Source organism: Opitutaceae bacterium (assembly GCA_041395105.1).
Taxonomy (GTDB): Bacteria; Verrucomicrobiota; Verrucomicrobiia; order Opitutales; family Opitutaceae; genus B12-G4.
In genome coordinates this window covers 1,537,583-1,563,586 of sequence record JAWLBB010000001.1, presented here as the reverse complement: position 1 = coordinate 1,563,586, position 26,004 = coordinate 1,537,583, and the positions used below count along the sequence as shown (strand labels likewise).

20 protein-coding genes and 2 tRNA genes are annotated in these 26,004 nt (G+C 60.9%); 12 read left to right on the top strand and 10 right to left on the bottom strand.

The genetic code is table 11. The features are described from left to right. Positions 1-322 precede the first annotated feature (322 nt). Positions 323-1,096: a class I SAM-dependent methyltransferase gene (locus R3F07_06195; GenBank protein ID MEZ5275949.1), complete on the bottom strand. Its 774-nt coding sequence runs from the start codon at positions 1,094-1,096 to the stop codon at positions 323-325. An 87-nt stretch (positions 1,097-1,183) separates the two neighbouring features. After that, a tRNA-Ala gene (locus tag R3F07_06190) sits at positions 1,184-1,256 on the bottom strand. 219 nt (positions 1,257-1,475) lie between these two features. On the opposite strand from R3F07_06190, the gene R3F07_06185 reads away from it, so the two are divergent. After that, positions 1,476-1,895: a hypothetical protein gene (locus tag R3F07_06185; GenBank protein MEZ5275948.1), complete on the top strand. Its 420-nt coding sequence runs from the start codon at positions 1,476-1,478 to the stop codon at positions 1,893-1,895. An 18-nt stretch (positions 1,896-1,913) separates the two neighbouring features. Here the strand turns inward: R3F07_06185 and R3F07_06180 are convergent, their stop codons facing one another. Further along, positions 1,914-2,657, bottom strand: a complete 744-nt coding sequence (locus R3F07_06180) for a DUF374 domain-containing protein (GenBank protein ID MEZ5275947.1) — start codon at positions 2,655-2,657, stop codon at positions 1,914-1,916. A gap of 32 nt (positions 2,658-2,689) precedes the next feature. Between R3F07_06180 and R3F07_06175 the strand changes: the two genes are divergently transcribed. Next, positions 2,690-3,355, top strand: a complete 666-nt coding sequence (locus tag R3F07_06175) for a hypothetical protein (GenBank protein ID MEZ5275946.1) — start codon at positions 2,690-2,692, stop codon at positions 3,353-3,355. Positions 3,356-3,428: 73 nt separating this feature from the next. Here the strand turns inward: R3F07_06175 and R3F07_06170 are convergent, their stop codons facing one another. Then, complete coding sequence (locus R3F07_06170) at positions 3,429-4,451, bottom strand: hypothetical protein (GenBank protein ID MEZ5275945.1); 1,023 nt, start codon at positions 4,449-4,451, stop codon at positions 3,429-3,431. 102 nt (positions 4,452-4,553) lie between these two features. On the opposite strand from R3F07_06170, the gene R3F07_06165 reads away from it, so the two are divergent. Next, the gene (locus R3F07_06165) at positions 4,554-5,225 is read left to right on the top strand and encodes a class I SAM-dependent methyltransferase (protein ID MEZ5275944.1); all 672 of its coding nucleotides are present in this window, start codon (positions 4,554-4,556) and stop codon (positions 5,223-5,225) included. 57 nt (positions 5,226-5,282) lie between these two features. Here the strand turns inward: R3F07_06165 and R3F07_06160 are convergent, their stop codons facing one another. The 3 genes from R3F07_06160 to R3F07_06150 all read right to left on the bottom strand — a co-directional run bounded on the left by R3F07_06160 (position 5,283) and on the right by R3F07_06150 (position 10,827). After that, positions 5,283-5,834 carry a hypothetical protein gene (locus tag R3F07_06160; GenBank protein ID MEZ5275943.1) on the bottom strand — a complete coding sequence of 184 codons (552 nt, stop codon included), beginning with the start codon at positions 5,832-5,834 and terminating at the stop codon, positions 5,283-5,285. Positions 5,835-6,019: 185 nt separating this feature from the next. Beyond that, positions 6,020-7,843, bottom strand: a complete 1,824-nt coding sequence (locus R3F07_06155) for a hypothetical protein (protein ID MEZ5275942.1) — start codon at positions 7,841-7,843, stop codon at positions 6,020-6,022. 74 nt (positions 7,844-7,917) lie between these two features. Next, a complete protein-coding gene (locus tag R3F07_06150; GenBank protein MEZ5275941.1) occupies positions 7,918-10,827 on the bottom strand; it encodes a TonB-dependent receptor in 2,910 nt (969 codons plus the stop codon). A gap of 508 nt (positions 10,828-11,335) precedes the next feature. Between R3F07_06150 and R3F07_06145 the strand changes: the two genes are divergently transcribed. The 4 genes from R3F07_06145 to R3F07_06130 all read left to right on the top strand — a co-directional run bounded on the left by R3F07_06145 (position 11,336) and on the right by R3F07_06130 (position 16,249). Next, a tRNA-Asp gene (locus R3F07_06145) sits at positions 11,336-11,412 on the top strand. A gap of 615 nt (positions 11,413-12,027) precedes the next feature. Beyond that, on the top strand, positions 12,028-13,077 hold the full coding sequence (locus tag R3F07_06140) for an aldose epimerase family protein (GenBank protein MEZ5275940.1): 1,050 nt from the start codon (positions 12,028-12,030) through the stop codon (positions 13,075-13,077). 11 nt (positions 13,078-13,088) lie between these two features. After that, positions 13,089-15,374, top strand: coding sequence for an NADH:ubiquinone reductase (Na(+)-transporting) subunit F (gene nqrF / locus R3F07_06135; GenBank protein ID MEZ5275939.1), 2,286 nt, complete (start codon positions 13,089-13,091; stop codon positions 15,372-15,374). 17 nt (positions 15,375-15,391) lie between these two features. Further along, positions 15,392-16,249, top strand: a complete 858-nt coding sequence (locus R3F07_06130) for a metallophosphoesterase family protein (GenBank protein ID MEZ5275938.1) — start codon at positions 15,392-15,394, stop codon at positions 16,247-16,249. 187 nt (positions 16,250-16,436) lie between these two features. Here the strand turns inward: R3F07_06130 and R3F07_06125 are convergent, their stop codons facing one another. After that, positions 16,437-17,696 carry an anaerobic sulfatase-maturation protein gene (locus tag R3F07_06125; GenBank protein MEZ5275937.1) on the bottom strand — a complete coding sequence of 420 codons (1,260 nt, stop codon included), beginning with the start codon at positions 17,694-17,696 and terminating at the stop codon, positions 16,437-16,439. Between the two features lie 69 nt (positions 17,697-17,765). Between R3F07_06125 and queA the strand changes: the two genes are divergently transcribed. The 5 genes from queA (at position 17,766) to R3F07_06100 (ending at position 21,720) form a co-directional block, all read left to right on the top strand. Continuing rightward, positions 17,766-18,839, top strand: a complete 1,074-nt coding sequence (gene queA, locus R3F07_06120) for a tRNA preQ1(34) S-adenosylmethionine ribosyltransferase-isomerase QueA (GenBank protein ID MEZ5275936.1) — start codon at positions 17,766-17,768, stop codon at positions 18,837-18,839. Between the two features lie 58 nt (positions 18,840-18,897). Continuing rightward, positions 18,898-19,446, top strand: coding sequence for an RNA polymerase sigma factor (locus tag R3F07_06115; GenBank protein ID MEZ5275935.1), 549 nt, complete (start codon positions 18,898-18,900; stop codon positions 19,444-19,446). Further along, positions 19,439-20,170, top strand: coding sequence for a hypothetical protein (locus tag R3F07_06110; protein MEZ5275934.1), 732 nt, complete (start codon positions 19,439-19,441; stop codon positions 20,168-20,170). Before R3F07_06115 ends, R3F07_06110 begins: the two co-directional genes overlap by 8 nt. A gap of 115 nt (positions 20,171-20,285) precedes the next feature. After that, on the top strand, positions 20,286-20,648 hold the full coding sequence (locus tag R3F07_06105) for a tetratricopeptide repeat protein (GenBank protein MEZ5275933.1): 363 nt from the start codon (positions 20,286-20,288) through the stop codon (positions 20,646-20,648). A gap of 79 nt (positions 20,649-20,727) precedes the next feature. Beyond that, entirely contained in the window at positions 20,728-21,720 is a 993-nt protein-coding gene (locus tag R3F07_06100) for an acetyl-CoA carboxylase carboxyltransferase subunit alpha (protein MEZ5275932.1), read from the top strand. 5 nt (positions 21,721-21,725) lie between these two features. On the opposite strand, the gene R3F07_06095 is transcribed toward R3F07_06100, so the two are convergent. Then, on the bottom strand, positions 21,726-22,496 hold the full coding sequence (locus R3F07_06095) for a TIGR00282 family metallophosphoesterase (protein MEZ5275931.1): 771 nt from the start codon (positions 22,494-22,496) through the stop codon (positions 21,726-21,728). Between the two features lie 500 nt (positions 22,497-22,996). Then, the gene (locus tag R3F07_06090; protein MEZ5275930.1) at positions 22,997-25,771 is read right to left on the bottom strand and encodes a TonB-dependent receptor; all 2,775 of its coding nucleotides are present in this window, start codon (positions 25,769-25,771) and stop codon (positions 22,997-22,999) included. Between the last annotated feature and the right edge of the window lie 233 nt (positions 25,772-26,004).

Here is a 26,004-nt window from a genome sequence, read left to right as displayed (position 1 = left end):
GCAATCACGCTGGGCATGATGGCCGGAACACGGAGGGAGCGTTCCCGACGGCTCTCAACCGGCGGAGGTCGCAGTCTCTTGGAACCTGCGCTGTCCTGCTGGACCATGCCGCTCTTGCTCCGCTTCTGGCGAGCGGAACTCCCTACCAAAAGCTATGAATGACCGCTCTTTTCTCGAACCCCGGAGTGATCTATAAGTGCCACGATCCTCCGGCATCAGGCATGCTTTCGCAACGCGGCGAGACGCGCGGAAGAATACCTCTTTCGAGGCCGTATGCGGTCAACGCAGCATCACGGCGGCGTCAACCCACCGCCTGCGGCGGTCACTCCGCCTTGTGCCCGATAACCGAGCACATGAGCGGCTGGTTTCCGGCCTCGGCCGGATCCATCCGTTCGAGAAAAGCATCGATGATTTCTTCGACCGGACGTTCGTCGTCCACCCGCGAAAGAGCGATGGGAACGGCTTTGTGAAGTTTGTGCGTCCAGAGCCGATGTTCGATCGAATTCACCCAGTCTTGTCCTCCCGGACACGATTGCACCGACACGCGGATCTCGTCCACACCGGATCTTTCCAGCGCATGGCTCAGCATGTCCCCGAAGAAGAGAACCGACCTCAACTCCCGCAGCACCGTGTCCAGTTCGGAAAGGACGGGGTCAGACAGGGAACGCCCAAACCAGGTTTCTGAAGGCGGACCCGAGAGGTCCTGCAGGAGAATCTGCCCTCCGGGCGCACAGACCCGAACCGCTTCACGGATTATCGGCTCGGGATCAAGAGGCAGGCTCAGGAGAAACTGGCACCCGACCAGGTCAAAGGTATCACCCGGGAATGAGAGTCGCGTGGGATTCCCGCGGACAATCCGCAGGTTGCGGGCCTCGGCAGGAGTCTTTCGCCGGAACCAGGGAAGAAACCCGCGTTCCTCAAAAACCGTGAAGGAAGTACCCGGAAAACCGGGGGCAATCGCCGTCATCTCCTCGAGTTCGCCCCCGCCAATACTCAATACCGTCCGCACCAGGCCGTCCACCGGATCGACCGCCCGGTCAATCCAGTTCGGACCTTGGCGGGGTAGTGCGGTGCGCCCTCCGACCACGGTTTGCATACCTCCAGTATCGACCTTAAGCAGGTCTACTCAAGCCCGGGATATCAGACCCATCCCGAACGCGACCACTGCGGGGAATTGCGGAAATGGAGCCGACCAGGATCGAACTGGCGACCTCTTGAGTGCGATTCAAGCGCTCTTCCAACTGAGCTACGGCCCCACAATCGCCGAAACGAGAACGCCCACGTTGGAGGATTCTCCTTCCGAGTAAACCTCAAAATGAAATAGGGAATGGCCCCCAAATTGCTGTTGTCACCCGACCGGGTTCCCGATAGGACCATACTGTCCGGCTCACACGCGGACACGACGGGAGGTCCGCCGGCGCGTCTGCGCAGGCGGCATCACCCGTCCTTAAGCAGACCAAAACAGAAAACAAACCATGAAAAAAGCGAACAACACCGCAGCGACCGCCAAACCGGCAACGGGAACGGCAGCCGCCAAACCGACGGTGAAAAAGACAGTCAAGAAGACAGCCGCCAGGAAAACAACAGCCGCCAAGAAAGCGCCGGCTGCGACCAGCCTGGCTCCGTCCACAACGCCCGTCCTGGTGTCCACCATACGGGCTCATATCGACATCGGCTTCGGCAACCTGCTCTTTCTCCGTGGCGACGGCCCCGGGCTCAGCTGGGAGAAGGGCATGCCCATGGCCTGCGTCAAGGATACGCTGTGGTCGTGGACCACGAAGGAGGCGGTCAAGCCGTTCACCTTCAAAGTCCTCGTCAACGACCTCAGTTGGTCCGTTGGTGAAGACTACACGGCCCATGCCGGTCAGATTACGGAAATCGAACCGTCCTTCTGATTGACCCGGACTGCCCGGTCATCCCGATCCGGATGATCGGGCATGTTCCCGAGTCGCCTCCGGGCCGGAGGCGTGATCCGCCGACGCCCGGTCGATTCGCTCCCCGGTCAGACGGTTGAGCCGCTCCTGGAGGTAGGCAACGCCTTCAGCCCCGGCCGGAACCGAGTCCAGATCGATCAGTTCGGTTTCCATCTTGACCTTGGAGAAAGGCAGCGGAACCACGAATCGATCCCAGCTTTTCAGCCTGAAGCTCCGCCCGAAAGTCATGCCGCTCAGGAGCACCCGGTGACGCGTGCGTCGCGCAGCCAGAACAACCCCGCCTTTCATGACGTAGGCCGGCCCGCGCGGGCCGTCCGGCGTCACCGTGATGTCGTTGCCTTCCAGACTGCAGCGGACGAGATTGCCGAAGGCTTCCCGTCCAAATCGACTGCTGGACCCGCGCACCGCCCCGATCCCGATCTTGCCGAAAAAATAAGCCAATTCGCCTCCGTCGCGACTGGCACTGATCAGGGCAAAGACCGGACGCTTCGTCCTGAATCGCTTGTAGGCGATCGGAGCCATGAAGAGTGTGCTGTGCCACATGATGATGACCACGGGTTCTTCGTGGTAGGTCGCACAGGCCAGCGATCGGGCGTCGATCTCGACTCGGATGGTCGCCGCCCAGACGCGATAAAGGACGCTCACACACCAGAGCAGCGCCCGCCTCAGCCCCTTGGGCTGGTAGACCGTAGTGTCCACACCCTGTTCAGGAGAGTCTGCCATGAGTCCTGCCCGGGAGACTCGGTCAACCGCGGATGGAAACCAAGCACAAAACCATTGCGCTGCCCGGGAGACCTTCTCTTCATGCCTCGGCCGGTGCCATGACTCCTCCTCCCTGCCCTTGCCTCCCCCTGACCGACCGGACCCTCGACTGGAAACACCTGCACGAGTGCGGATCCGACCGCGGCTCCGTCTTCTATCACCGCTGCCTCGAATACGCCCAATATCTCTGGCAGTATTCGACTCCGGCCCGATGCCTCCTCGCGGTCGATCGCGCCCTCTTCGCTTCCGTCAACGGCGACGAACCCGAAGTCAGAAGCTGGCCCCTCCCCTATGCCGCCGTCGCCTGGATCCTCCACCACGCGGATCCTGACCGGTTTCTCGGAAACCCCAGGGTCCACTACCAGCATCTGGCTGATCGGGTGCGCGGCTCCGAAATAAAGCGATGGAGATCCTGGGCCTGCTGGCACCTCGTCCGCGCGATCCGTCCCGACTTCGAAGGCGACCCGCGCCACCGGGTGATCGTTCCCGCCGTCAGCGCCGTCGCCGCCGGACTCAACGATTTCGGTATTCCGGGCGAAGTGGCCGTCTGGAAGAAGGCCCTCGCCGATGCAGCCCGGGAACCGGCGAGGCCCCGGGTGACCGGACCACAGGGACCATCGCTGCGCGACCTTCCAGTGAGGCGCTACGGACAAAAGTAAACGGTTGCTCGACGCATGGGCGGTCGCGCTGGAGCACGGACCTCCATCTGGAAGAGTTCAAGGCAACACCACACTAGAACTCCCGGACCTGTCCCCCGTGGGAGCGGGCCAGACTTCGCATATGGGCGGCATCTTCCGGCTTCATCTCGAAGCCGATCACATGGATGCGGGGAGGCTCCGGAAGCTCGCCTTCAAACCGGTCCAGGGTCGACTGAAAGACCGGAAAAGGAATCTCCGGATAGGACCAGTGCCCCGGCGATCCGGTCCGGCGATTGAGCACCCCGTCTGTCACCAAAAAGAGGATATCGGGCTGGAGGGCCAGCGCTGCCTGAAAAGCCGCCTCATGGCCAAACCAGGCCTGGTCCGGCCCTATCGGCGGATTGCCCCGCAAATTCTCCGGGATCCAACCGGCCGCCGCCGAACGATTCGCCGCCGTGGCCGGAACCAGAAAGGAGGCAAACGACCGAACCCCCTGGCTGAACTGTATCAATCCGAATCGGGTTCCGGGATCCAGCCCCTCGATCAGCCGAATCACTTCCTGCTGGATCCGCTCGACCGTGTAGCCCTTGTTGCGGGCTTTTCTCATGACCGAGGCCGACGTGTTGACCACGATGACGATGCGCTCTCCCAGATCCTCCACCCCGAAAAAGGCCGCCGCCGATGCGGCCGACTTGATTCCGTCAAGCGCCCCGCTCAGGCCCGCCTGGGCCAGCAAAGCCTGCGTATCGGTGTTGAGAAATGAAGCATTCTCAAGGGGACTAAACTCCCCGCGGGGAACCGCCGGCATCGGCGGCAATCCGTCCGGAGTCAGAGCGGAAGTCGACAATCTCTCGATCTGCATCGGACTGGCTGCCATCTGCTGGAACTCAGCCAAGGCGACCCGATGCTCAAGTTCCCGCTGGGGCATTCGAATGGTTGGTTTCCCCTCAAAAGCGGGATCCACCGCGGCGGACGGGCGGAGAACGACAATGAAAACAGTCACCAACAGGAGACCGATCTGAACGATGACGGCATAAAGCAGGGTGTCGGCACGCACCCGCCTTCCGGCCGATCGTCCGGGCGAACCTGCCGAAACCACTGCCTTCGTTCCGCTCATCCTGCCTGAAACCATGGAAAACCGGCGCGCAATGTGAAGCCTGGAAACCGCCGCCGACCATTTCTGCATTGCCTCCGCCCCCGTCCTCGGGAGATTGGCGGAATGAAGGATCGCTCCGACTACAAGGGCACATGGGAGGCACTCGCACCGGATGAGGAGCATGCCCGCTTCTTCGTGGCCGGACATACCGACAATTCCGAATGGGATCGGTCCGCGCTCGTCACCCGCGACATTCTGAGGGAGTACGTCGGTCTGAAACCGACCGATACCATCCTCGAAATCGGATGCGGCATGGGCCGGGTCGGCAAGGTGCTTTCCCCGCTCTGCCACCGATGGATTGGCACCGACATCTCATCCGGCATGCTCAGTTGTGCCCGCCATCACCTGCAGGGCCTCGACAATGTGGAACTGCGCGAACTCGACGACGTCAGCCTGGGGATCATCCCGGATGCCTCCGTGGATCTCGTCTACTGCACCGTCGTCTTCATGCACCTCTACGAATGGGATCGTTTCCGCTACGTGGAGGAAGCCATGCGGGTCCTCAAGCCGGGCGGCCGCTGCTATTTCGACAACGTGGACATCACGAGCGACCACGGGTGGGAAGTCTTTCAGCAGAGCGCCGGATTTCCGCGCGACAAACGTCCGGCCCAGATCAGCATGACCTCAAGCGGCGACGAACTGGAGACCTACGGCCGACGGGCGGGATTCGAAGATATCCGGATCCGCCGATGGGGCGGTGCCTGGGTCACTCTGACCGGCCGGAAGCCGGCCTGACGAACCGGTGGAAGCGGTTGGGCGGCTCTTCCTGGCGAGAGCGGCGCAACGCTCACATCAGTTCGGGCGTTTTCCAGCGGCGGCCTGCTTGCGGAGTTCCCGTTGGCGTTCCCGCTCCTTCATCCCAATCTCAAGCAGATCGCTGACCAGCATGCGGGCCTCGGTTTCTTCCTCTTCTACGGTCAGAGGACGACCATACTCCTGTTCGAGCGTCGGCAGCGGTTTGATCCACTTGCCGTTCGCAAGCTGGGACTCGCGCAACTTGAGCCGCGTCGTCACCCCTCTTGACAAAACCGTGATTTCCTTGGTTTCCGAATCGTAGTTGACCACCCGGATGCCTTCTTCTTCCCCACCGACCGTAATCCACACGCTCTTATCCGATTGCAGATCGTGCACGCTGATCAGGGTCTGCCGGCCAAAACTCATGACACCCGAAAACTCAAGGTTGGCCAGGGTGGTCACCGGAACCACCGGCGCGGGCGCGGGCTGGCCGGCGTCTGGCGGAAGGAACGGAGAATCCGCACCGAGATCCTGAGCGGTCACGGACCAGGAAACGGCCAGCACCCAGACGGTCGCGAGGATTGCCTTGATCTGTGAACGAAAACCCATGTCTGTTGGCATTATACGGCGGTGAGGGACCTTTGATCAACTCGAGTTTGTCGTGGCCGGACCATCAGAATAACTTCCGGACAGCTCCAAAGATAGGCCCAATCAACAAAAAGTGCCAAAAAAAAGACCGACGGCCGGGTTTCCCCGACCGTCGGCTGTCTATTGTCCTAAACCCTGAAAGAGGATCAGGGAAGTACGTAGAGTTCAACCAGAGCAATACCGGTCTCGCCACCGACTCCACGGGCGATGGCCGTGTAGACTCCGGGGTCCAGTTCGATGACAAGGGCCGCATCCAGGCCACCCGGGGCCAGCGGGAAGGCACCCGAGCTCCGGACTGCCTCCTCAACCGCCGCCTTGCTGGCCGGAGTCTCATCCCAATTGTCGTTGCTGGCGATCTTGGCCCCGCCCGCCACAAAGAGATCGACGCTCACGTCCGAAACGAAGTCGACAATGCTGAAATCCTCTAGTCCCGGGCCAACGGCACGGACCATGACCCGGGTCTTGCCCGCCGATCCCGGAATCGCAAAACCGCCGATCTGGACCGATTCGCCGGTGCCGACCTGGCCCCGGTTCGAGATATTGCTGACCGCGCCGATCGGCGAGGCTGCTGCGGCCTGTTTGAGGTAGCCTTCGGTCGAAAGCTTCGTCCAGCCCTGGATCCAGGTCGGGCCGCCGGGGGCGAAGGCGCCCGCATAGCTGGTCTGCACAAACCACCCGTCGTCCGGCAGGGTGGCGACCGTGCCGGTCAGGGCCGGACTTCCAGCCTTCGGGCGGGGATCGAGGTTGCCGTCGTTGGTCCGCGAAATGCCTTCCAGCATTGGGTCGGCGATCTGGTTGGCGAAGTTCGAATCGGTCCAGAAAACCGTCGGGTCGACCGCACCGGTCGGCCGGTTGTTGAAATCGGCCGCGGTATTGTTGGCCGGGATATGGCTCCACCAGACGCTGTTGGACAGCATGACTTCGCCCGCGTCGAAGCGGTCCTTGTTGTCATCCTCGATGTCGATCATCTTCGCGTAATCGACGAAGATCGAGTTGTAGTAATTCACCCCGGCATTGTCGCGAATGTTCAGCGCGACGTTCTCCGCCCCACCGGGACCGATGCCGATGTAGGTGGCATTGGCGACCATGGTGGAACCGAGGGGAATGGCGTCCAGCGGAGCGGTGGCCCCGTCGTGCTCGCCGCCCTTGTCACCCTTGTCCGAAGCGGACTCGGTCTGGATGCCAAACCAGAACTGACCGTTGCCCCGCCACCCCTGGTCGAAGTCGAAGCAATCGTCGTTGCCGAATGCGGCCACCAGGTAGCGTGCATTGACCGTGCCGCCGAACCATTCATAGCCGTCGTCCTTGTTGGCGAAAACCTCGACGTACTCAATGGTGGTCCCACGACCGACACCACCCATCGACAGCCCGTTGATCTCGTTGGCCGTCCCGAGAACGGCACCACCGTGACGGATGCTGACATAGCGGAAGACGCCGGAATTGTCATCATCGTCGGTTCCGCCGAAAGTAATCAGGGGAATCTCCGCGGTTTCCACCGCAAAGCCTTCGATCTGATCCTCGACCGGCGCAGCCACCACCGTGCCGTCGGCGCGGGAATTGGTCGACGCCGAACCCAGGATGATCACGCCACCCCACAGGCTGATGTCGTCAATGCCGAGGCTGCCGTCCAGATCATCCAGCTCGGAGGTGAAGATGATGGGCGCGGAGGAGGTGCCGGTCGCATTAATCATGGCCCCCCGGGTCACCACAAGTGCGGAGGCCTCGCCGCCGCTCACCGTCTCACGGGCCTTGATCACCGTGCCGGCCTCGATGTTCAGGACGCTCTTTTCACTCGCACCTTCCGGGGTGCGGACAAATGTGTACCCATCCAGGAAATACACATTATCGGCCGTCCAGGTGACGTTTCCCTCAATATAGCGGGGAACATCCACGTCGGCGGCAAAGGATGAGCCGGCCAGCACGCTGGAAAGCGCGATGGCCGAGAGGAACTTGCTGGATCGCTTGATCATGAATCAATTCTGATGTTTCGTGTTTTGTTTGGTGTTTCCGGGAGAGCGTCAGGGACGCCTCGCAGAGGAAAGGTTCAGTTGAAGGACCAGGACAATCCCAGGGAGAAGGACCGGCCCGTCGTGTATTGCTCGTAATAATAGTCCTTGCCCGCGTTCTGAAGTGACTTCTCCCGGCTCGCATCGAGAAGGTTCTTCGCCGCGAACTTCAAACGCAGATCGGAGGTCAGTCTCTGGGTGTAGATGAAGTCGAGCGAATGAAGCGACCGCTCGTAGACGTCGGGCAACGCCCCGCTCGTGACCAGACTCAGGCGGTCGCCAAAGGCGTTGTAGGCAAGAGTGACCCCCGTCCCCCAGTTCAGGTTGTCATAGGCCAACTCGAGATTGACGATATAGGGAGACTGACCCAGCAACTCGCGGGTGTCCGAAGCGTCCGGGTCATACTGTCGGATCGCCGCGAGTTCCTCCTCGGGGATGGAGACCTCGGAATCAATGACCGAGAGATTCGCGCCCACTGAGAAGTTCGCCAGACCATCCGTGATGAAATCCAGACCCTTGCGGAACTCGAACTCGACCCCCATCACCCTGCCCTTGTCCACATTCCGGGGCTGAATCGAACCGATCGACGGTACCAGGGTCACTTCGATCGGCTTGTCGAAATCCTTGTAGAACAGACTGGCAGCCACGATCTCGCCACTGCCGGGAAACCACTCCCAGCGCAGATCGAAATTGTCGATGGATGACAGCTCCAGGTCGGGATTTCCCGCGAAGAACTCATCATTGAAGGCATCCTCCACCCGGACGGCAGCCAGTTCCCGGTAAAGCGGGCGGGCCACGGTCCGCCCGTAGGCCGCCCGGATATTCATCTTGGGATTCAGTTGATAAACCAGGCTCAGGGCCGGCAGCAGATCGGTCTGATCGATATCGGCCGCCTCGAAGTCCGCAGCGCCTTCGGGAGCGCGGGTCGACATGCCGGTATGCTCGGCCCGCACCCCAAGGATCGTCCTCCAGCGCTCACCCAATTCAAGATCCGCCATCGCGTAAAGTCCCCAGATTTTCTGGTCCGCCAGGTAGTCGCTCAACGTGCCCGTGATGTCCGAGATCGTGTTGCCGAAAGTGACCGAGGTCGGAGTGGTCGCCACGATGCCGACGGGGTTCGGGTAGTTTTCGATGATCTCATAAGGCCTTGCCTCCTGACTCCACCGAAACCGCTTCTCCTCGTAGGTCCGGTCGCCTTCGTTGTAGACACCACCGAACTTGATCTGTCCGGGCATCTTCGCGATGGTGACCGGCAGGGTCAGGTCAACCGCCGCCTCGTCGCTGTTCTCGGTGAGGTCGCGGAAAAAGCGGTTGTTCCCGGTTCCCGCGGCCGAGGCGTACTCCTGGCTGCCGAAATCCCAGAAATAGGAAATCGTCCGGTAATCCGGCTGCTCCTGCACGCTTGTCCCATGGGCGAGACGCCATTCAACCTGCAGCTCGTGCCATTCCGGAATCAGGCTCTTGCCCGACAACTGAAGGGATGAAATCGATCGCTCGGTGTAGAGCAAATCGTAGATTTCATAGAGCCGGCCGGCATCGCTGCGGGTGGCCTCACCGACACCGTGCTTGACCCGGTCGTCGGCGGACTGATTGAGAAAATAGCGAAGAGTCACCTCATGATTGGCCGAGAACCGGTAGGCCGCCTGGGCATAGGCTCCCCAATTGACAAACTGGGTGGTCGAAGTGACCCCGAACTGGGGCGTGCCGCCCGGTACATCGGGATTCGCTTCATAGGCCTCACGATAGGAAAGCTCGTCCAGATCGTAGGTGAACAACTGGTTCAGGTTCACGAAATCGGGACTGTCCATATCGCTGGATCCCTGCCCGTAACGACCCGAGATCCCATCGGTGTAGGAGCGGGTCCCGGAGTCATAGGTCAGGCTGACGATATAGCCAAAGGCCTGTTCCTGCCTGATCGGGATATAGTCACCCATCGCGAAATTGACCCCGTAATCCATCCCCGCCTTGTCCAGGGTTGGAAAGTAGCTGTCGTTGTGAAAGACTTTTGAAGCCTGATCGAGGATCTCGGCCGGACCGAAATCCCCATTCCGAGCCGCAATCCGGGCACGACTTTGCGACGGAATCTCCGCTGGAAGATCAGCCGGAAGAGCCCGGGTTCCATCATCCATGCCCTTCCAATCACTGCCTCCTCCGGGGATGACCAATCCCGGCTGCCCCGTTACCTGGTCATTGTAGGTCATCGAGACCCCGGTCTTCACAAAGAAACGTTCCGGAAAACTGCGGGTCCGGAGGTTGACACTTCCCCCGGAAAAGGCACCCGGCTGATCCGGGGTGAAGGACTTGGAGGTCACGATGCTCTCGAGCAGATCCGAGGGAAACTGGTCCATCTGAACGGCCCGCTTGTCCGGATCGGCACTTGGCACGCTCACCCCGTTCAACAGGGTGTTGCTGTAACGATCCCCCAGTCCCCGGATCATCACATACTTGCCGTCCACGACCGAAGCACCCGTCACCTTGCTCATGGCCTCGGCCGCATCGCCGATGCCCAAACGGGAGAAACTCTCCGAGCCGATCGCATCGCTGACCGCCGTGGCCATCTGCCGGCTCCGCAGCAGTCCGAGATCGGATTCGGCCACGATCTCCGAAGAAACCACGAACTCCTCAAGCGAGACCGTCGACCCCTCAACCCCGACGTCAGCCTCAAGAGTCATCGGAAGATCCGATCGGGTCGGCTGACCTGACCGCACGAGCACGCCGAGGATACTCGACGAGCGATAGAACTCCTTGGTCACTCTGAGGGTATAGACCCCGGGAGGCACTCCCACGATGATGTAGGACCCGTTGACGTCCGATTTCACACCGAAGACGGTTCCGTCCACCGTCACATCGGCTCCGGCAAGGGGGTATCCGGAATCCATGGACAGAACCCGTCCGGTGATGAGACCGGGGGCCTCCTGAGCACTGAGCGACGCCGGGTTCAGACTCATGAGACCGGACACGGCGGCGACAATCGGCAAATATCGAAATAATCGTGTAAAGGACATAGACAAGAACCGACAAACCAAGCCGGATCCCGACCTGACAACGCCAAAACCCTGCCGTCACATTCATTTCACACGGCCGTCACCCATCCGTCACAAAAGGGCCCCAAAGGGGGCTTTTCCCGATCGATATTCGTCGCCGTAACCTCCCGTCCGGTCCGAACGACAAAAGCATCCGATCACGCCCAGAGACTGCCTCCCCGAGTGCATTTGAGATCCTGGTCAAACCGGGCGGGCGGGGATTTCCCGTTGCCCACCGTAGCGGGACCTTCAAAGCTCGAGCGCAATCGCCGTTTCCACTCCGTAATCCCCTCGTCAAGATGGATCCGTCCGGCCCCGGCAGCCGGTAAGCTCCCGTGGATGGGCCTGCAACGGGCCGTCGGTGATCGGATTTTCAAAAATTCACCACTTGACATTGGTCCGATCCACTAATGAATAACCCCTTCCCAGCCAAGGGGTGGTAGCTCAGTTGGTTAGAGCGCCTGCCTGTCACGCAGGAGGCCGCGGGTTCAAGTCCCGTCCATCCCGCCACTTTAAGGACCGCGATTCTTTCGGGAGTCGCGGTCTTTTCTTTTGACGGGGTTTTGTCCCGACGGTCCTTGAGCCGCGGCCTTTCGCCCTGCGGGCGGGCCCGGGTGGCTGACCACCGCTGCGCGGTTGCACAAGTCCCGTCCATCCCGCCACTTTTTCGCCGCAACCATGCAGTCGGAAGTTGAGAGATGAGGCAAAATGTTGAGATGCAGCGGGCTGAGGAATTCCGAGGAATACCCGAAGGTATTTCGAGCGAGTGACGCAAGTCCGATGAACTCAACAGATTGCTTCAGATCGACCTGATCGACTGCACGGGTTCGGCTTGACCGCGATTCCTTCGGGAGTCGCGGTCCTTTCTTTTGACGGGGTTCCGTCCCGACGGGCCTTGAGCCGCGGCCTTTCACCCTGCGGGCGGGCCCGGGTGGCTTCGTCCTCATCAAGCGTGCGGGATGTCGGTAAACGGTCTTACTGCAGGCGCCGACTTCCCAATTGCATCAAGACTTGAGCTCGAGGAAGGGATTCCCAGATGATGGTTTGACGCCCACAGACACCCCTACGCCGCAGCCCGGAATTGCCTTCGGACGATCCTTACGCCATCTGATCTCTCTACCATCCATGTCTTCCCGCGTTTTTGGTTCACTCTCCACCGGCGAGCCGGTCGAAGCCCACCTCCTGGCCAATCCCTCCGGCGCGTCTGTCGAGATCCTCACCTACGGAGGAATCATCAGGTCCCTGAAGGTCCCGGATCGAAACGGGCAGATCAAGGATGTGGTCCTGGGGTTCAACGACTTCGGCCCCTATCTCGCCGGACACCCGTTCTTCGGGGCCATCACGGGGCGCATCGCCGGCCGGGTCTCCGATGGGAAGCTGCGGGTGGGAGACAGGGAATACGATCTGCTCCGCAACGACGGCAGAAACCACCTCCACGGCGGCCGCACCGGACTCGACAAGCGCCTCTGGAAAGCCGCTGCGGTTTCGGGGCCCGATGGAGCCGACTCCGTGCGTCTGACCTACCACAGCCCGGATGGCGAGGAGGGCTACCCGGGCACTGTCGACATTTCCGTCACCTATACCCTGACGTCGGGCAATGCGCTGATCATCGACTCCGAGGCATTGTCCGATCAGGTCACTCCCCTCTGCCTGACCAATCATTCCTACTTCAATCTTGCCGGCGAGTCTGCCGGCAGCATCGCCGATCACGAGTTGCAGATCCTGGCCGGTGCCTTCATCCCGACCAGTGATGACATGACACTCTCCGGGCAGGCCGCTCCGGTTGTCGACGGCGTCAACGATTTCAGGAAACCCCGCAATCTCGGTGCGGCTTTGCCCCGCCTCTTCAAGTCCCACGGCGATGTCTATCTTCTGCGGACCCCTTTCGACGTCCGTCCGAAGGAACCAACCCTCGCGGCGCGGGTTGTCGATCGCGGCTCCGGTCGAGTCCTCGAGGTCCTGACCGATGAATCCTGCCTGCAGTTCTATACCGCTCTTTCACTGGACGGCTCGAATATCGGGAAATCCGGCCGACCTTACCTTCCCCATGCCGGCCTCTGCCTGGAATGTCAGGGCTACGCCAATGGAGCGGACAATCCGGTGTTCGGCGACATTCTGGTCCGTCCGGGTGAGCCGCAGCGCCGACGCACGATCTACGCCTTTTCAACCTGCTGATCCCCGGAATCATGACCGACCGCCAACCGAACACCGTCCTTGCACCCCCGCCGGAAGGCCTCGATTACAGTCTGACCGGAGTCAATGCCGCCGCGGCCGTGGAGAAAGGTCTGGCCGAGGCCGACTGGTATCAGACGTATGTTCCCCGTGCCACCATGCGCCGCCTGCTCGAGCGTCGCGACGGACCCGCCATCCGGGATACCCTCATCTGGTTCGGCCTCATCCTGGGTTCGGGGTATGCGGCCTATGCACTCTGGGGCAGTTGGTGGGCGATCATTCCTTTTGCCCTCTACGGGGTTCTCTATGCTTCGACCTCGGACTCCCGCTGGCACGAATCGAGTCACGGGACCGCCTTCAAGACGGATTGGATGAACAATGTCCTCTACGAAATCGCGTCCTTCATGGTCATGCGGGAATCCACGCTCTGGCGCTGGAGCCATACCCGTCACCACAGCGATACCATCATCGTCGGTCGCGACCCGGAAATCGCCGTGCCCCGCCCTCCGGACCTGAAAGCCGTCATCCTCGGGTTCTTCGCCATCGGCAGCTACCGGAAGTACTTCCGGCAGATCGTCTCCCACGCTTTCGGCCGGATGTCGGACGACGAGAAAACCTTCATTCCCGAGAGCGAATTTACCAAGGTCTTTTTCCGCGCCCGCGTCTATGTCCTCATCTACGTGGCGGTCATCGGTCTGGCCATTTCGACCCGGAGCCTGCTCCCGCTTCTCTTCGTCGGTCTGACCGGCCTTTACGGATCCTGGCTGATGGTCGTCTACGGACTGACCCAGCACGCCGGCCTGGCCGAGAACGTCCTCGACCACCGCCTCAACTGCCGAACTGTCAGGATGAACTGGATACATCGTTACCTCTACTGGAACATGAACTACCACGTGGAGCACCACATGTTTCCATTGGTTCCCTATCACGCCCTTCCCCGCCTTCACGCCGAAGTGAAGGACGATATGCCGGAACCTTACCCCGGTATCCTGGCCGCCTACCGGGAGATCGTCCCCACCCTCGTCCGGCAGGTCCGGGATCCGGCTTACCACGTCAAACGCCGCCTGCCCGAGCCGAAGCACCATCAGGTGGAGCAAGCCACCGCCCATGACGCCACCCCCGACGCCGAGGGCTGGGTGGAGGTTTGCGCCGCCGCCGATCTGGGATCGGAAGACGTCATCCGTTTCGACCACGCCCGCAAGACCTATGCCCTCTACCGCGATGCTGACGGCCGTCTCTTCGCCACCGACGGCATCTGCACCCATGGCAACACCCACCTGGCTGACGGTCTGGTCAAAGGTAAAATCATTGAATGCCCGAAGCACAATGGGCGCTTCAACCTCGAGGATGGCTCCCCGGCCCGAACTCCCGTCTGCCGGGGTCTGGCCACCTACCCGATCGAAGACCGGGCGGGTCGCCTGCACCTGAATGTCGCCCGCCCCGGCGGTTCCGGCGCCCGGCGCGAAAGGGTCTATCGACTTCGTGTCGTCTCCAATCGCAGCGTGGCCACCTTCATCAAGGAGCTGGTCCTCGAGCCAGTCGACCCAACGCAGGTCATCTTTACTCCGGGCGACTATCTCCAACTCGATATACCGGCTTACGAAGAGATTCGCTTCCGCGATTTCGACATCCCCGAGCCCTACGCGACGGTCTGGAAAAACCAGCACGTTTTTGACCTGGTCGCGGCGAATCCCGGGGCCGGCCGCCGCAACAACTACTCCATCGCCAGCAATCGGGACGCCGAATCCACCCTGCGCTTCAATGTCCGTATCGCCACCCCTCCCTCCGGCCAGGATTGCCCGCCGGGCATTGGATCCGCTTATGTCTTCAGCCTGAGACCCGGCGACGAAGTGACCGCGATCGGCCCATTCGGCGACTTTCATATCAAGCCCACCCAACGGGAGGCCGTCTATATCGGAGGTGGCGCCGGCATGGCGCCGCTACGGGCCCATCTGACCCATCTTTTTGATACGGAAAACACTGCCCGAAAAGTCAGCTTCTGGTACGGAGCACGTTCCCGACAGGAGATCTACTACGAAGACACCTTCACCCGGATGGCGGACCAGCACTCGAATTTCAGCTTCCATCTGGCTCTCTCCAACCCGCTGCCCGAGGATAACTGGCAGGGCCCGACCGGCTTCATCCATGATGTCGTGCACAAGGCCTGGCTCAAGGATCACCCCAACCCCAAGGCCGTCGAATACTACCTCTGTGGGCCACCCATGATGATCAAGGCCTGTCTCCGAATGTTGGCGACTTTCGGTGTTCCTGCCGATTTGATCGCCTACGATGAATTCTGATCCGAAGCCCGGCATTGATGATTGAGCCACCCCGTTATCCGATCCGGGTTCTCTCCGATCTGCACCTCGGCAACCGGGCAAGCCTGGTCGGATCGGCCGGATCGGTCGCGCCTTTGTTTCAGGGAATGGGGACCGTCATTCTGAACGGAGACACCTTCGACCTGCGCCATGCTCAGAGGCGGGCTCCCGGTCCCCCGGCAAGCTGCCCTTTTGAAGACCTGGCCGGGAAGTCGGGGTCCACCGTCATCAAGATTGCCGGCAATCACGATCCCGACTGCTCCCCCATCTACCACCTCGAACTGGCAGCGGGACAGATTCTCATCACCCACGGCGACGTCCTCTATCCGGAGATCGCCCCATGGAGCCGGTTTGCCGCCCAATTCAGGCGGATGATCGAGAACGAACTGGAGGAACTCCAGAACCCCGGGAGCCACACCCTCGAACATCTCCTCGAGACCAACAAAAAGGTCGCCCGGGAGATACTCAACCAGCCGCACTTTTATTTTCCGACCAACGAGCCCTTCCCGCGTCACCTCCTGCGTTACCTCTGGCCCCCCTTCCGCATCCTTCGCATTCTTGGCAGTTGGTGGCGCCTGCCACGGAGCGCCACCGCGCTTGCCGAGACCCACCGCCCCGGGTCGCGGTTCATCATCCTCGGCCATACCCACTATCCCGGGGTCTGGAAGCGGGGAGGCCGGACGATCATCAACACCGGTTCCTACCTTCCCTTGCTCGGACGACGCTGCGTCGACATCCATCCCGACCGGATCGAATTAAGGCGAATCAGACACCGCAACGATCAATTCCACGCCGGCCGGATCAGCCGGACCTGGACCATCCGGGATGCAAACGCATCCCCTGACTGGCTCCGATAGACCGGCGGTAAGCACAGGAAGAGCCGCGATGACGGGGATTTCTCGGGTGTGCTCGCGGCATCGTCTGATTAACGAGTAGATCACATCCACTGACGCCACTCCAATCCGGGTCCGTGAACATCAGACCAGGTTTGCTCTCGATCAGCCGCTCGAGACCATCGCCACCGCCGGAGGCCGAAATGACCCGCTAACCGCCAGCCTTCTTTTCCTGCTCGGCCATCAACTCCATGATCATCGCCGGGGGTTGCCTCCGGCGCAGGAGCTCGCCCATCGTGTTCATGGCCGGGCGCACGTGGTTGAAGAACCGCTTGTAGGCGGCACAGAGGTAGTTGAGCCCCGGCTCGCCGTCCGGGGTGCGGATGAAGCGGTGCTTCGGACATTCGCCGTGACAGGCAAAGCGCACCTCGCAGTTGCGGCAGTACTGCGGCAGGCTATCGCTCTTGTCATTGCCGAATTTCTTCTGGAAGTCCGAGTCGACAAGCGCCCCCAGGCCCTGGTTCATGATGTTTCCAAGCTTGTACTTCGGATAGACGTAGTGATCACATGAATACAGATCGCCGTTGTGCTCGAGCGCGAGGCCGAGACCGCACTTCTCGGAGAAAACACAGAGTCCGCCTCCCATTCCCGTCCAGTTGCCCAGGGTCACGTCGAAGATCTGCACAAAGGTCTTGCCGACATCCCGCCGGACCCATTCGTCGAAGATCTGCACCAGGAATTCCCCGTATTGTTCCGCGCGCACGCTCCAGGAGGTGACTAGGGTATGCCGGTCCCCGCCCCCCGGATCGGGAGGCGCTGCCAGGTCGAGGCCGTCTTTGGTTCCCGGGGCGGCACTCCGCTCGACCAGCGGGATAAACTGGATGAAGCCGCTCCCGATCTTCTTCAGGAAGCGGTAGACTTCGAGGGGATGCCGGGAATTCTCCCGGTTGACCACGGTCAGGGTGTTGAATTCCACCTCGTGCTTCTTCAGGAACTCCAGGCCCTTCATCACCCGGTCAAAGGTCGGACGCCCCCCTTTGTCCACCCGGTAACGGTCGTGGAGTTTCCGGGGGCCATCGATGCTGATCCCCACGAGAAAACCGTTCTCCTTGAGGAACTCGCCCCACTCGTCGTTGAGGAGGGTGCCGTTGGTCTGAAAGGCATTGGAGATGCGGCGTCCGCCCGCGTATTGCTTCTGAAACTCGACGACCTTGCGGAAGAACCTGACTCCGAGCAGGGTCGGCTCCCCGCCCTGCCAGGCGAAACTGACCTCATCAACCGGTTGGGCCTCGATATAGGAGCGGACATAATGCTCCAGCATCTCGTCCGACATCCGGAAGTCAGATTTCTCCGGATAAAGCACCTCCTTCTCCAGGTAAAAACAATACTCGCAGTCGAGATTGCAAAGCGGCCCGATCGGCTTGGTCATGATATGAAAGGGACGACTGGCGCGAGCGATGGGATCCGACATGGCGCCTTTCTACCGGCCATACTCCGCACTTGGCAAAAGCATTGTCATCCGCACCGTCAGTCTACCGACGTGAAGACCGATCTCTTCGATTATCCACTGCCCGATGCCCTCATCGCCCAACATCCGGCCGCCCGGCGGGATGAGTCGCGCCTCCTCGTGGTCGACCGGAAGACCCGGGAGATCCATCATCACGTTTTTCGTGACCTGCCCGGTTTCCTGCACCCGGGAGACCTGATCATCCGCAACACGGCCCGGGTCCTTCCGGCCCGCATCCACGCCGAAAAGACCAGCGGCGGAGCGGTTGAGTGTCTCCTGCTCAACCCGACGGAGGATGGACGGGACTGGTGGGCCCTGCTGCGACCCGGGCGAAGGCTCAAGCCCGGCGCACGATTCGGCCGAAGTGGTGTTTTCCTGGCCGAAGTCCTCTCGAAATCACCCACTGGCGAATGTCTGATCCGCTTTCTTGAGAACCGTCACTCGACTGTTCCGGCACTGGCTGAAGCGGTCGGTGTGATGCCCCTCCCTCCTTATGTGAACCGGTCAACGCCCACTCCGGCCGACTCCGCCGAAGACCGGGAGCGTTACCAGACCGTCTACGCCCGCCGGGACCGGCCGGTCGCAGCCGCGGCACCCACCGCCGGACTCCACTTTACTCCGGAAGTCGACCGGACACTCCGGGAAAACGGGGTGGAAACCGGGGAAATCATCCTCCATGTCGGCCTCGGCACCTTTCGACCGATCGAAACCGACGACGTTGAGTCCCATCCGATGCATGCCGAGACCTATGAAATCCCGGCGGAAACCCGATTCCAGTTGGCCGTGGAGCGCTCCGGTCGGACCCTGGCGGTCGGGACCACCTCCCTCCGGGCTCTCGAGGACTTTGCCCGGACGACGGATTGCCGGAGCGGCCCCGCAATCCTCCGGCGGACCGACATTTTCATTCATCCACCAGCCGGGTTTCAGATTGTGCAGGGTCTCCTGACCAATTTCCATCTCCCCCGTTCCACTCTGCTCTGCCTGATCGCCGCCTTCCTAACCCCGGAATCCACCGAGGGAATCGGGTGGTTCAAAGAGATCTACCGCATCGCGGCCGAGAAGAAATACCGATTCCTCAGCTACGGGGACGCCATGCTCATTCTCTAGGTCACCGCCTTGAGAGCCCGGGAATAAACCCCGCCCCGAACGGCTCTTCACCCATTACATGCCACCTCCCAGCTTCCAGGCCTTGGTCGATAGCCACTACGAATCCCTGTTCCGGTTCGGGCAGAGCCTGGCTGGAAATACCGCGGATGCGGCCGACCTGACCCAGCAGACCTTTTTCATCTGGGCCAAGAAGGGACATGCCCTGCGGGATGCGGAGAAGGTGAAGTCCTGGCTTTTCACCACCCTCTACCGCGAGTTCCTCAAACACAACCGCAGGTCCCGGAAGATCGACTACCGGGAAAACGACGAAATTGAGCGGACCGCCTCCCCCACCGAACCGGACTGGCTCGAAACCCTCGATGCCGGTCTCGTCGTCGAGGCCCTTTCACAACTCGACGAAACTTTCAAAGCCCCTCTCACCCTCTTCTACCTGGAGGACACCTCCTATAAGGAAATCGCCGCGATCCTCGATATTCCGATCGGAACCGTCATGTCCCGCCTCTCCCGCGGCAAGACCCAACTGCGCGAGCAACTGCGCGACGCGATCGAGTCGCGCCCGAACAATACCCGTCCCATCCCCTTTCCAGAAAGGCAGTCCCATGGATAAACGCGAAGCACAATTCATCCTCAGCGCCTACCGCCCCAACGGGCGTGACGCCAAAGACGATCGGATTGCCGCCGCCCTGTCATTGGTCGAGGGCGATCCGGAACTGAAGGCCTGGTTCGAATCCGAAATCCGACAGGATCAGGTTATCGCGGAAAAGCTGCGCCAAGTGCGTCCGCCGGCCGGCCTGCGTGACCAGATCCTCACCGGCATGAGCCTGGCAGAAGCCGCACCTCCATGGTGGCGGGGCGCGCCCGCCATGGCCATTGCCGCCAGCCTGATCGTGGTCTCCGGACTCATTCTTTCCTGGAATCGTCCGGCCTACGAATCCGAGTTCGCCGAACTCCGGGCCAATGCCCTGAGCTATTCCGCCGGCTTCATCAGCCTCGATTTCTTTGCCGATCAGGTATCCGACCTGACCACCTGGCTGACTGACCGGGATGCGCCGGCCACGACCGACCTGATCGGCCGGCTCGAATCCCTGCCCGGCATCGGATGTCGCACTTTGAGTTGGGGCGGAAAGACGGTTTCCCTCGTCTGTCTGCAGGGCGAATCCACCTTTCATGTCTTCATGATCGACCGGGAGGATCTCAGCGATGATCCGGCCCTGACCGAGCCGCAGTTCTGGCAGATGAAAGGGCGCACCGTCGTCTCCTGGGAGGATGCCGAACGGGTCTACGTCCTTGTGACGAAAGCCTCTGCGGAGGCCGTCCGCGCCCTGCTCTGAAGAGGACGGCCCCATCAGACTCCCGTGCTCCCATGCCTCCGTAAGAGCCGCTCTCTGTCGGATTTCCCTCTCCGGGTTGACCTCCCGTTCTTTTGAGACCAACTTCCGGCCATTCATGAATCCCACGGAGCTCCAGGCCCTGATCGAAGACGCAACGTTCGATTTCACGATGGGCGATGACGCTGCCGCCGTGACCAAGCTGACGCGGGCTCTCGACTCGGAGCCGGAGAGTTTCACCGCCTGGCACGCCCTCGCCGAGGTCCATTTTTCCGCCCGCCGTTTCGACCAGGCCCTCGCTGCCGCGCAGAAAGCCCATGCCCTCCAGCCCGACGACATCTTTGTCAATACGAGCCTCTCGCGGATCTGGATGGAGTGCGGCAACAAGGAAATGGCGGAGAAGTTCGGCGCTGCGGCCCGCATGCTGGGATGGAAGGATTCCCTGCAGCAAGACGCCTCCGTGAAGAAGCCCGGGACCTGAAATCCTGCCCTTTTCCCCGGTCTCCGGCCCCTTCGCCTTCGATTGACAGATTCAGGACCGCATCATTACCGTCGTCCTTATGGAAAAACGGCTCTACGCCCTGGAGTTTGAAAAACCCCTCCGGGATCTCGACCGCCAACTCGAACAGCTTCACCAGTTGTCGATCGAGAACAACGTAGGCGTATCCACCGAGGTTGCGGCGATCGAGCGCAAGATCGAGGCGACCAAACGCGCGATCTACGACAACCTCTCCCCCTGGCAGCGGGTCCAGATCGCCCGCCACCCGAAGCGTCCGTTCACCTTGGATTTCGTGTCCCAACTCTTCAGCGGATTCCAGGAGTTGCATGGAGACCGTCTTTTCCGCGACGACCGTTCCATGGTCGGTGGCCCGGCCCATTTCGAAGGTCGGCCGGTCATGATCATCGGCCAGCAGAAGGGGCGTAATACGAAGGACAACCTCCTCCGCAATTTCGGCATGCCCCACCCGGAAGGCTACCGCAAAGCACTCCGGTTGATGAAGATGGCAGAAAAGTTCAATCTGCCGATCATCAGTTTTGTGGACACCCCCGGCGCTTTCCCGGGCATCGGATCGGAAGAGCGCCACGTCGCCGAAGCGATCGCCGTCAACCTGCTCGAAATGAGCCGATTGAGGGTGCCCATCGTCACCGTCGTCATCGGCGAGGGTGGATCCGGCGGAGCCCTCGGCATCGCCGTGGCCGACCGGGTTCTCATTTTCGAAAACGCCTATTATTCCGTCATTTCTCCCGAGAGCTGCTCGGCCATCCTCTGGAAGGACAAGGGCTCCGCCGCCAAGGCCGCCACCGCATTGCGACTCGGCGACAATGAAATGCTGACCCGGACCGGCGTCATCGACGAAGTGGTCGCCGAGCCGTTCGGCGGCAACCACACCGATCCGGTCCAGGCCGCTGCCAACCTCGGCAAGGCTCTCCAGCGCCACCTGAAGGCGATCGAGTCCCTCAAGCCGGAGACCCGGATCAAGCGCCGCTACGATCGCTTCCGCAATCTCGGGATCTACGAGGAGGCCAAACAGCTCGCGCAGAAGCCGGCCTGAGAGACTTACTTCCGGATCGGTTGAATCGAAGAACAGCGACCGTCCGGCTCGATCTCCAGCAGGATCGCCGAAAGCCGGGCATCTCCGGCCGCCACCTGAAACCGACGTGGCATTCCGTCCAGAAACCCGGCGACGACCGGGTCGACTTCCCTCCCGATGATCGAGTCATGCGGGCCCGTCATCCCGACATCGGTGATATACCCGGTCCCCTTCGGGAGAATCGAAGCGTCGGCCGTCGTCACGTGGGTGTGGGTGCCGATGACCGCGCTGACCCGACCGTCCAGGTAACGGCCGAACGCGATTTTCTCCGAAGTGGCCTCGGCGTGGATTTCCGCGATCATGCCGTCGACCTGACCGTTGAGACGTTCAATCAGGCGATCGGCCGCCCGGAAGGGGCAATCCCTCGGCTTCATGAACTGCCGGCCCAGCAGCGTGAATACCGCGATCCGCCGACCGGCAGCCTCGAGGATCAGATGGTCCCGCCCCGGACAGGAGGAGTCGAGGTTGGCCGGCCGGCAGATCCGGTCCATTTCTCCGATCACTGTTTCAAACCCGCGTTGATCCCAGACGTGGTCCCCGAGGGTAAGGCCATCGGTTCCAGCCGCCAACAATTCCTCGGCCAACGGTTTGGTGATGCCGGCTCCAGCCGCGGCATTTTCACCATTGGCCACCACCAGGTCGACCTCCAGTTCCTTTCGCAGACCGGGCAGATGGGCCGCCAGGTACGATCGGCCCGGACGGCCCACCACATCCCCAATGAAAAGAACCCTGAACACCCCGCGATTCTGGTCGGGTCGCCAACCGCCCGCAATCACGAAAGCACGGAGCGAACAACCACGGTTACGTGGTGACAAGCGGTCACAAACAAACTGTAGGGAACAACCTGGTCCTTCACGCTCGAAAACAAAACGTTGTTTCCTACGGCTTGTTCGGATTCGGCCGGCGTCCGCCCGTTCCGAAATCGCCGTCTCCAAGGCCGCCAGAGATGAAGGAAGACAAAGCGCACGTCGAAACCCATCGTCCCTTCGACAATGATGGTATGCCCCATGTCATCCCTTTTTCCCCCTCTCGAGCGCCGTCTGTCTCGAAGATGAAACGACGGAAACTCCCGCGATTGATCACGTAATAGCAGGGATGTCGCCCGACCGCTCGAGGCGTGCGCGGCATCGACAACGGAAGTGACTTACCGCATCGGTCCCGTCCAGCCCATGAACTGAGAACTGAACGATGACCCCTGTTCTTGTCAAATCAGCCAATCCGCTTCCGATCCCCGAGACTAGAACACCAGCTTGAGGCCCGCGTTGACGCTCCAGCCGTACTCTTCAAATTGGGACAGGCGACCGGAAACATCCCAATTGGCCCGGAGGGGTTCATTGGTGATATTGACCCAGTTTGCGAATACGGTCACGTTTTGGTTGACGGTATAGGCGAGCGACAAGTCAAGCTGGCCGAAATTGGAGATATAGCGATCCTCGATCGATTCCTCTCCGACCTCATCGAGGTAATCATCGCGGTAGCTGTAGGCGAGACGGGCAAAGATCCCGTGCTTCTCGTAGGTAAGGGCGATGTTGGCGATCCAATCGGATTGCTTGATAAACGGCACCTCGCGGGTCGGATCGCCTTCTTCGGGTCCGAGCACGTCTGCCTCCGAATCAACCAACGTCAGATTGCTGTAGAAACTCATACCATCGAAGGCTGCAGGCAGAAAGTTGAGCTGACGCTGATAGGCGAGTTCGAGGCCGAGGATCGATCCGGAGGGTCCATTGCGGAAGGTGGTGATCTCCGCATCGCCAACGCCGGGGAAGGTTCCGTTGATCACCTGTTCGTAGATGAAGTTGTCGATTTCCTTGTAGAACACCGCTGCGGAGAATAGCCCCAGCGGGCGCAGGTAGCGCTCGAACGACAAATCGACATTGAAGGACTCCAGCGGATCAAGGAGGGGATTGCCGACGGTGACCTCGTCACCCTCGATTTCCGCGTTCGGTATGGTTTGCTCAAAGTTCGGCCGCGACAGGGTCTTGTTCACGGAGAAGCGGAGGACGCTGTCGGCCCCGAAGTCCTTGCGCAAATGGAGGCCGGGCAAGACATCGGTATAATCCCGGGAAGCGCTCACCGTGAAGATGTCGCCCCTGTCATCATTGAAGGAATATCCCGAGGTTTTGAAACGCGTGTTTTCGACGCGAACGCCGGCAATGAGCTGCCATCCGGCGAGGTCTAGGGTTGCCATGGCGAAGCCCGCCGCGACATCTTCGTCGGAGCGGAAGTCTTCCAGAATGGAATCGACTTCATCGCGCTCCATGGCGAAGGCAGCGCGGTTGTCCCTGAAAAACGTTGAGAAATCAGGTGAAATATAGGGCAATCCGGACCGATAGGTGTCACGCGGATTGGCATAAACAAAGCCGCTGAGGGTATCGACCTGGCTGGGATTGTCGTCGTTCTTGAAGACTTCCAGATCGCTCGTCTTTTCCTTGGTGCGGAACAGCCCGCCGAACGAAACCGATCGGAGGGTCGGCTGATTGAAATCGTAGGTCAACTTGACGTCCCCTGAGATATCCGTTTCGCCCACCAGCTGGCTGGCCAGTTCCACCCCGTCGAAATCGTAATTGTCCGGGTCCGTCAGGGACGGTCCGGTGAGCTGTTCATGCGCCGGCAGGTCGCCGCTGGTGCCGGTGAAGCGCAATCCGACATCCTCTGTGAATTCGTAGACGGTTTCAAGATCGAAGGGCGTGTCCTCCTCGGCTTTGGAATAGGACAAGCGGTAATCGACCTTGAGTTGGCCAATCTGGTTTTCTCCGCCGATGGAGGCGGCCATGATCCGCATGTTTTCGGTCCGGTCCTTCATTTCCCGGACCGCAACCGCGGTATCGGCGATGAATGTGTCATTCTCGATTTCGCGGAAGTCCTCGAGATCTTCTAAAATCATGCGGTGGCGGATTTCGGTGTCCTCGTATTCGTTCCAGCTGCCGCGCAAAAAGTAGTAGGCTTCGGGAGATGGCTTGAATTCGAGGTTGGCGGAGATTCCGGTGCGGGTCCGCACCAGATCGTATTCGCGGAATTGGATTGCTTCGGAAATGTAGCCGGAAGAACCGTCGCCACCCTCTTCCACGGTCCACGGATCCGCCTCTTTGTTGTCGGAGCCAAACTCGCGCTCCTCATAGGAGGCGTTGATCATGAATCCGACTTTTCCCTCGTTGAATTGCTGACCGAAGGCACCGTTGACTTTGCCTCGCCAATCGCCGGCCAGATCGGAGTAGTTTCCCTGAATACCAAAGCGCAGGATGCGTGCATCATCATCGAATGCGCTGGGCGTGCGGATATTGATGTAGCCGCCCACCGAATCACCGGATTGGCTCGGCAGGGTCGACTTGAAGACCTCAATGCTCTGCAATGTATCGGTGGGGATCGTGTCGAGCAACGTGGCCCGCTCACCGGCGCTCGGCGAGGCGAGCTTGACCCCGTCCAATGCGACTGAATTGAGATTGGGGTCAATACCCCGGACGACCACGAAACGGCCCTCACCCTGGTCGCGTTCCACCGAGATTCCGGGCAGGCGACTCAATGCTTCGGCGGCATTCTGGTCGGGGAAACGCCCGATTGCATCCGCGGAGACGATCGTACTCAAGGTGTCGGCGCTGCGTTGCAGATTGAGAGCCCGTGCCTGGCCGATGGCGCTGCCTTCGACGACAAAGGCGTCGAGTTCGAAGACCTCCCACTCCATGGCCACATCCAGGCGATTGTCGCCGGCACGAAGGGCAACTTCCCGGGAAACCTCCGCCAGTCCCACGTAATTGAAGAGCACCCGCACCGTTCCGGTGGGCAGACCGCTCAACTGGTAGCGCCCGCCACGCCCGGTCGAGGCGCTCTGTGACAGGCGGTCGATGGTCACCTGAACCCCTTCAAGGGGAAGCCCGTCGGATGCGGCGGAGACACGACCGCCGAGGACCGCGGTGTCTTGGGCTTGTAACTGGGCCCATAGGCCGCAGGTGAGACCCAGAAAGAGGAGAAACCGGCGGGTGCGCCGGTGCTTCATGGATTGGCAGGAAGTGCTCATCGTGGTGGTTTTCGCTGGATAATTCGTGGCGCCCATTCAGGGCGCTCCCCCACCTAGCTCAGCCGAGGGTTGGCTCTGTCAAAACGAATTCGAATGTTCGCAGAATAGTCACACGCCTGTTGCGGCTTTGACGCAATTGACACGAATCGGTAACAGAGTGCCGTTGAGTTCGGCCTGAGGACCAGCGATTCCCTGCTCGAGATGGAATCAACCATCCCGACACAGCGGGTGGC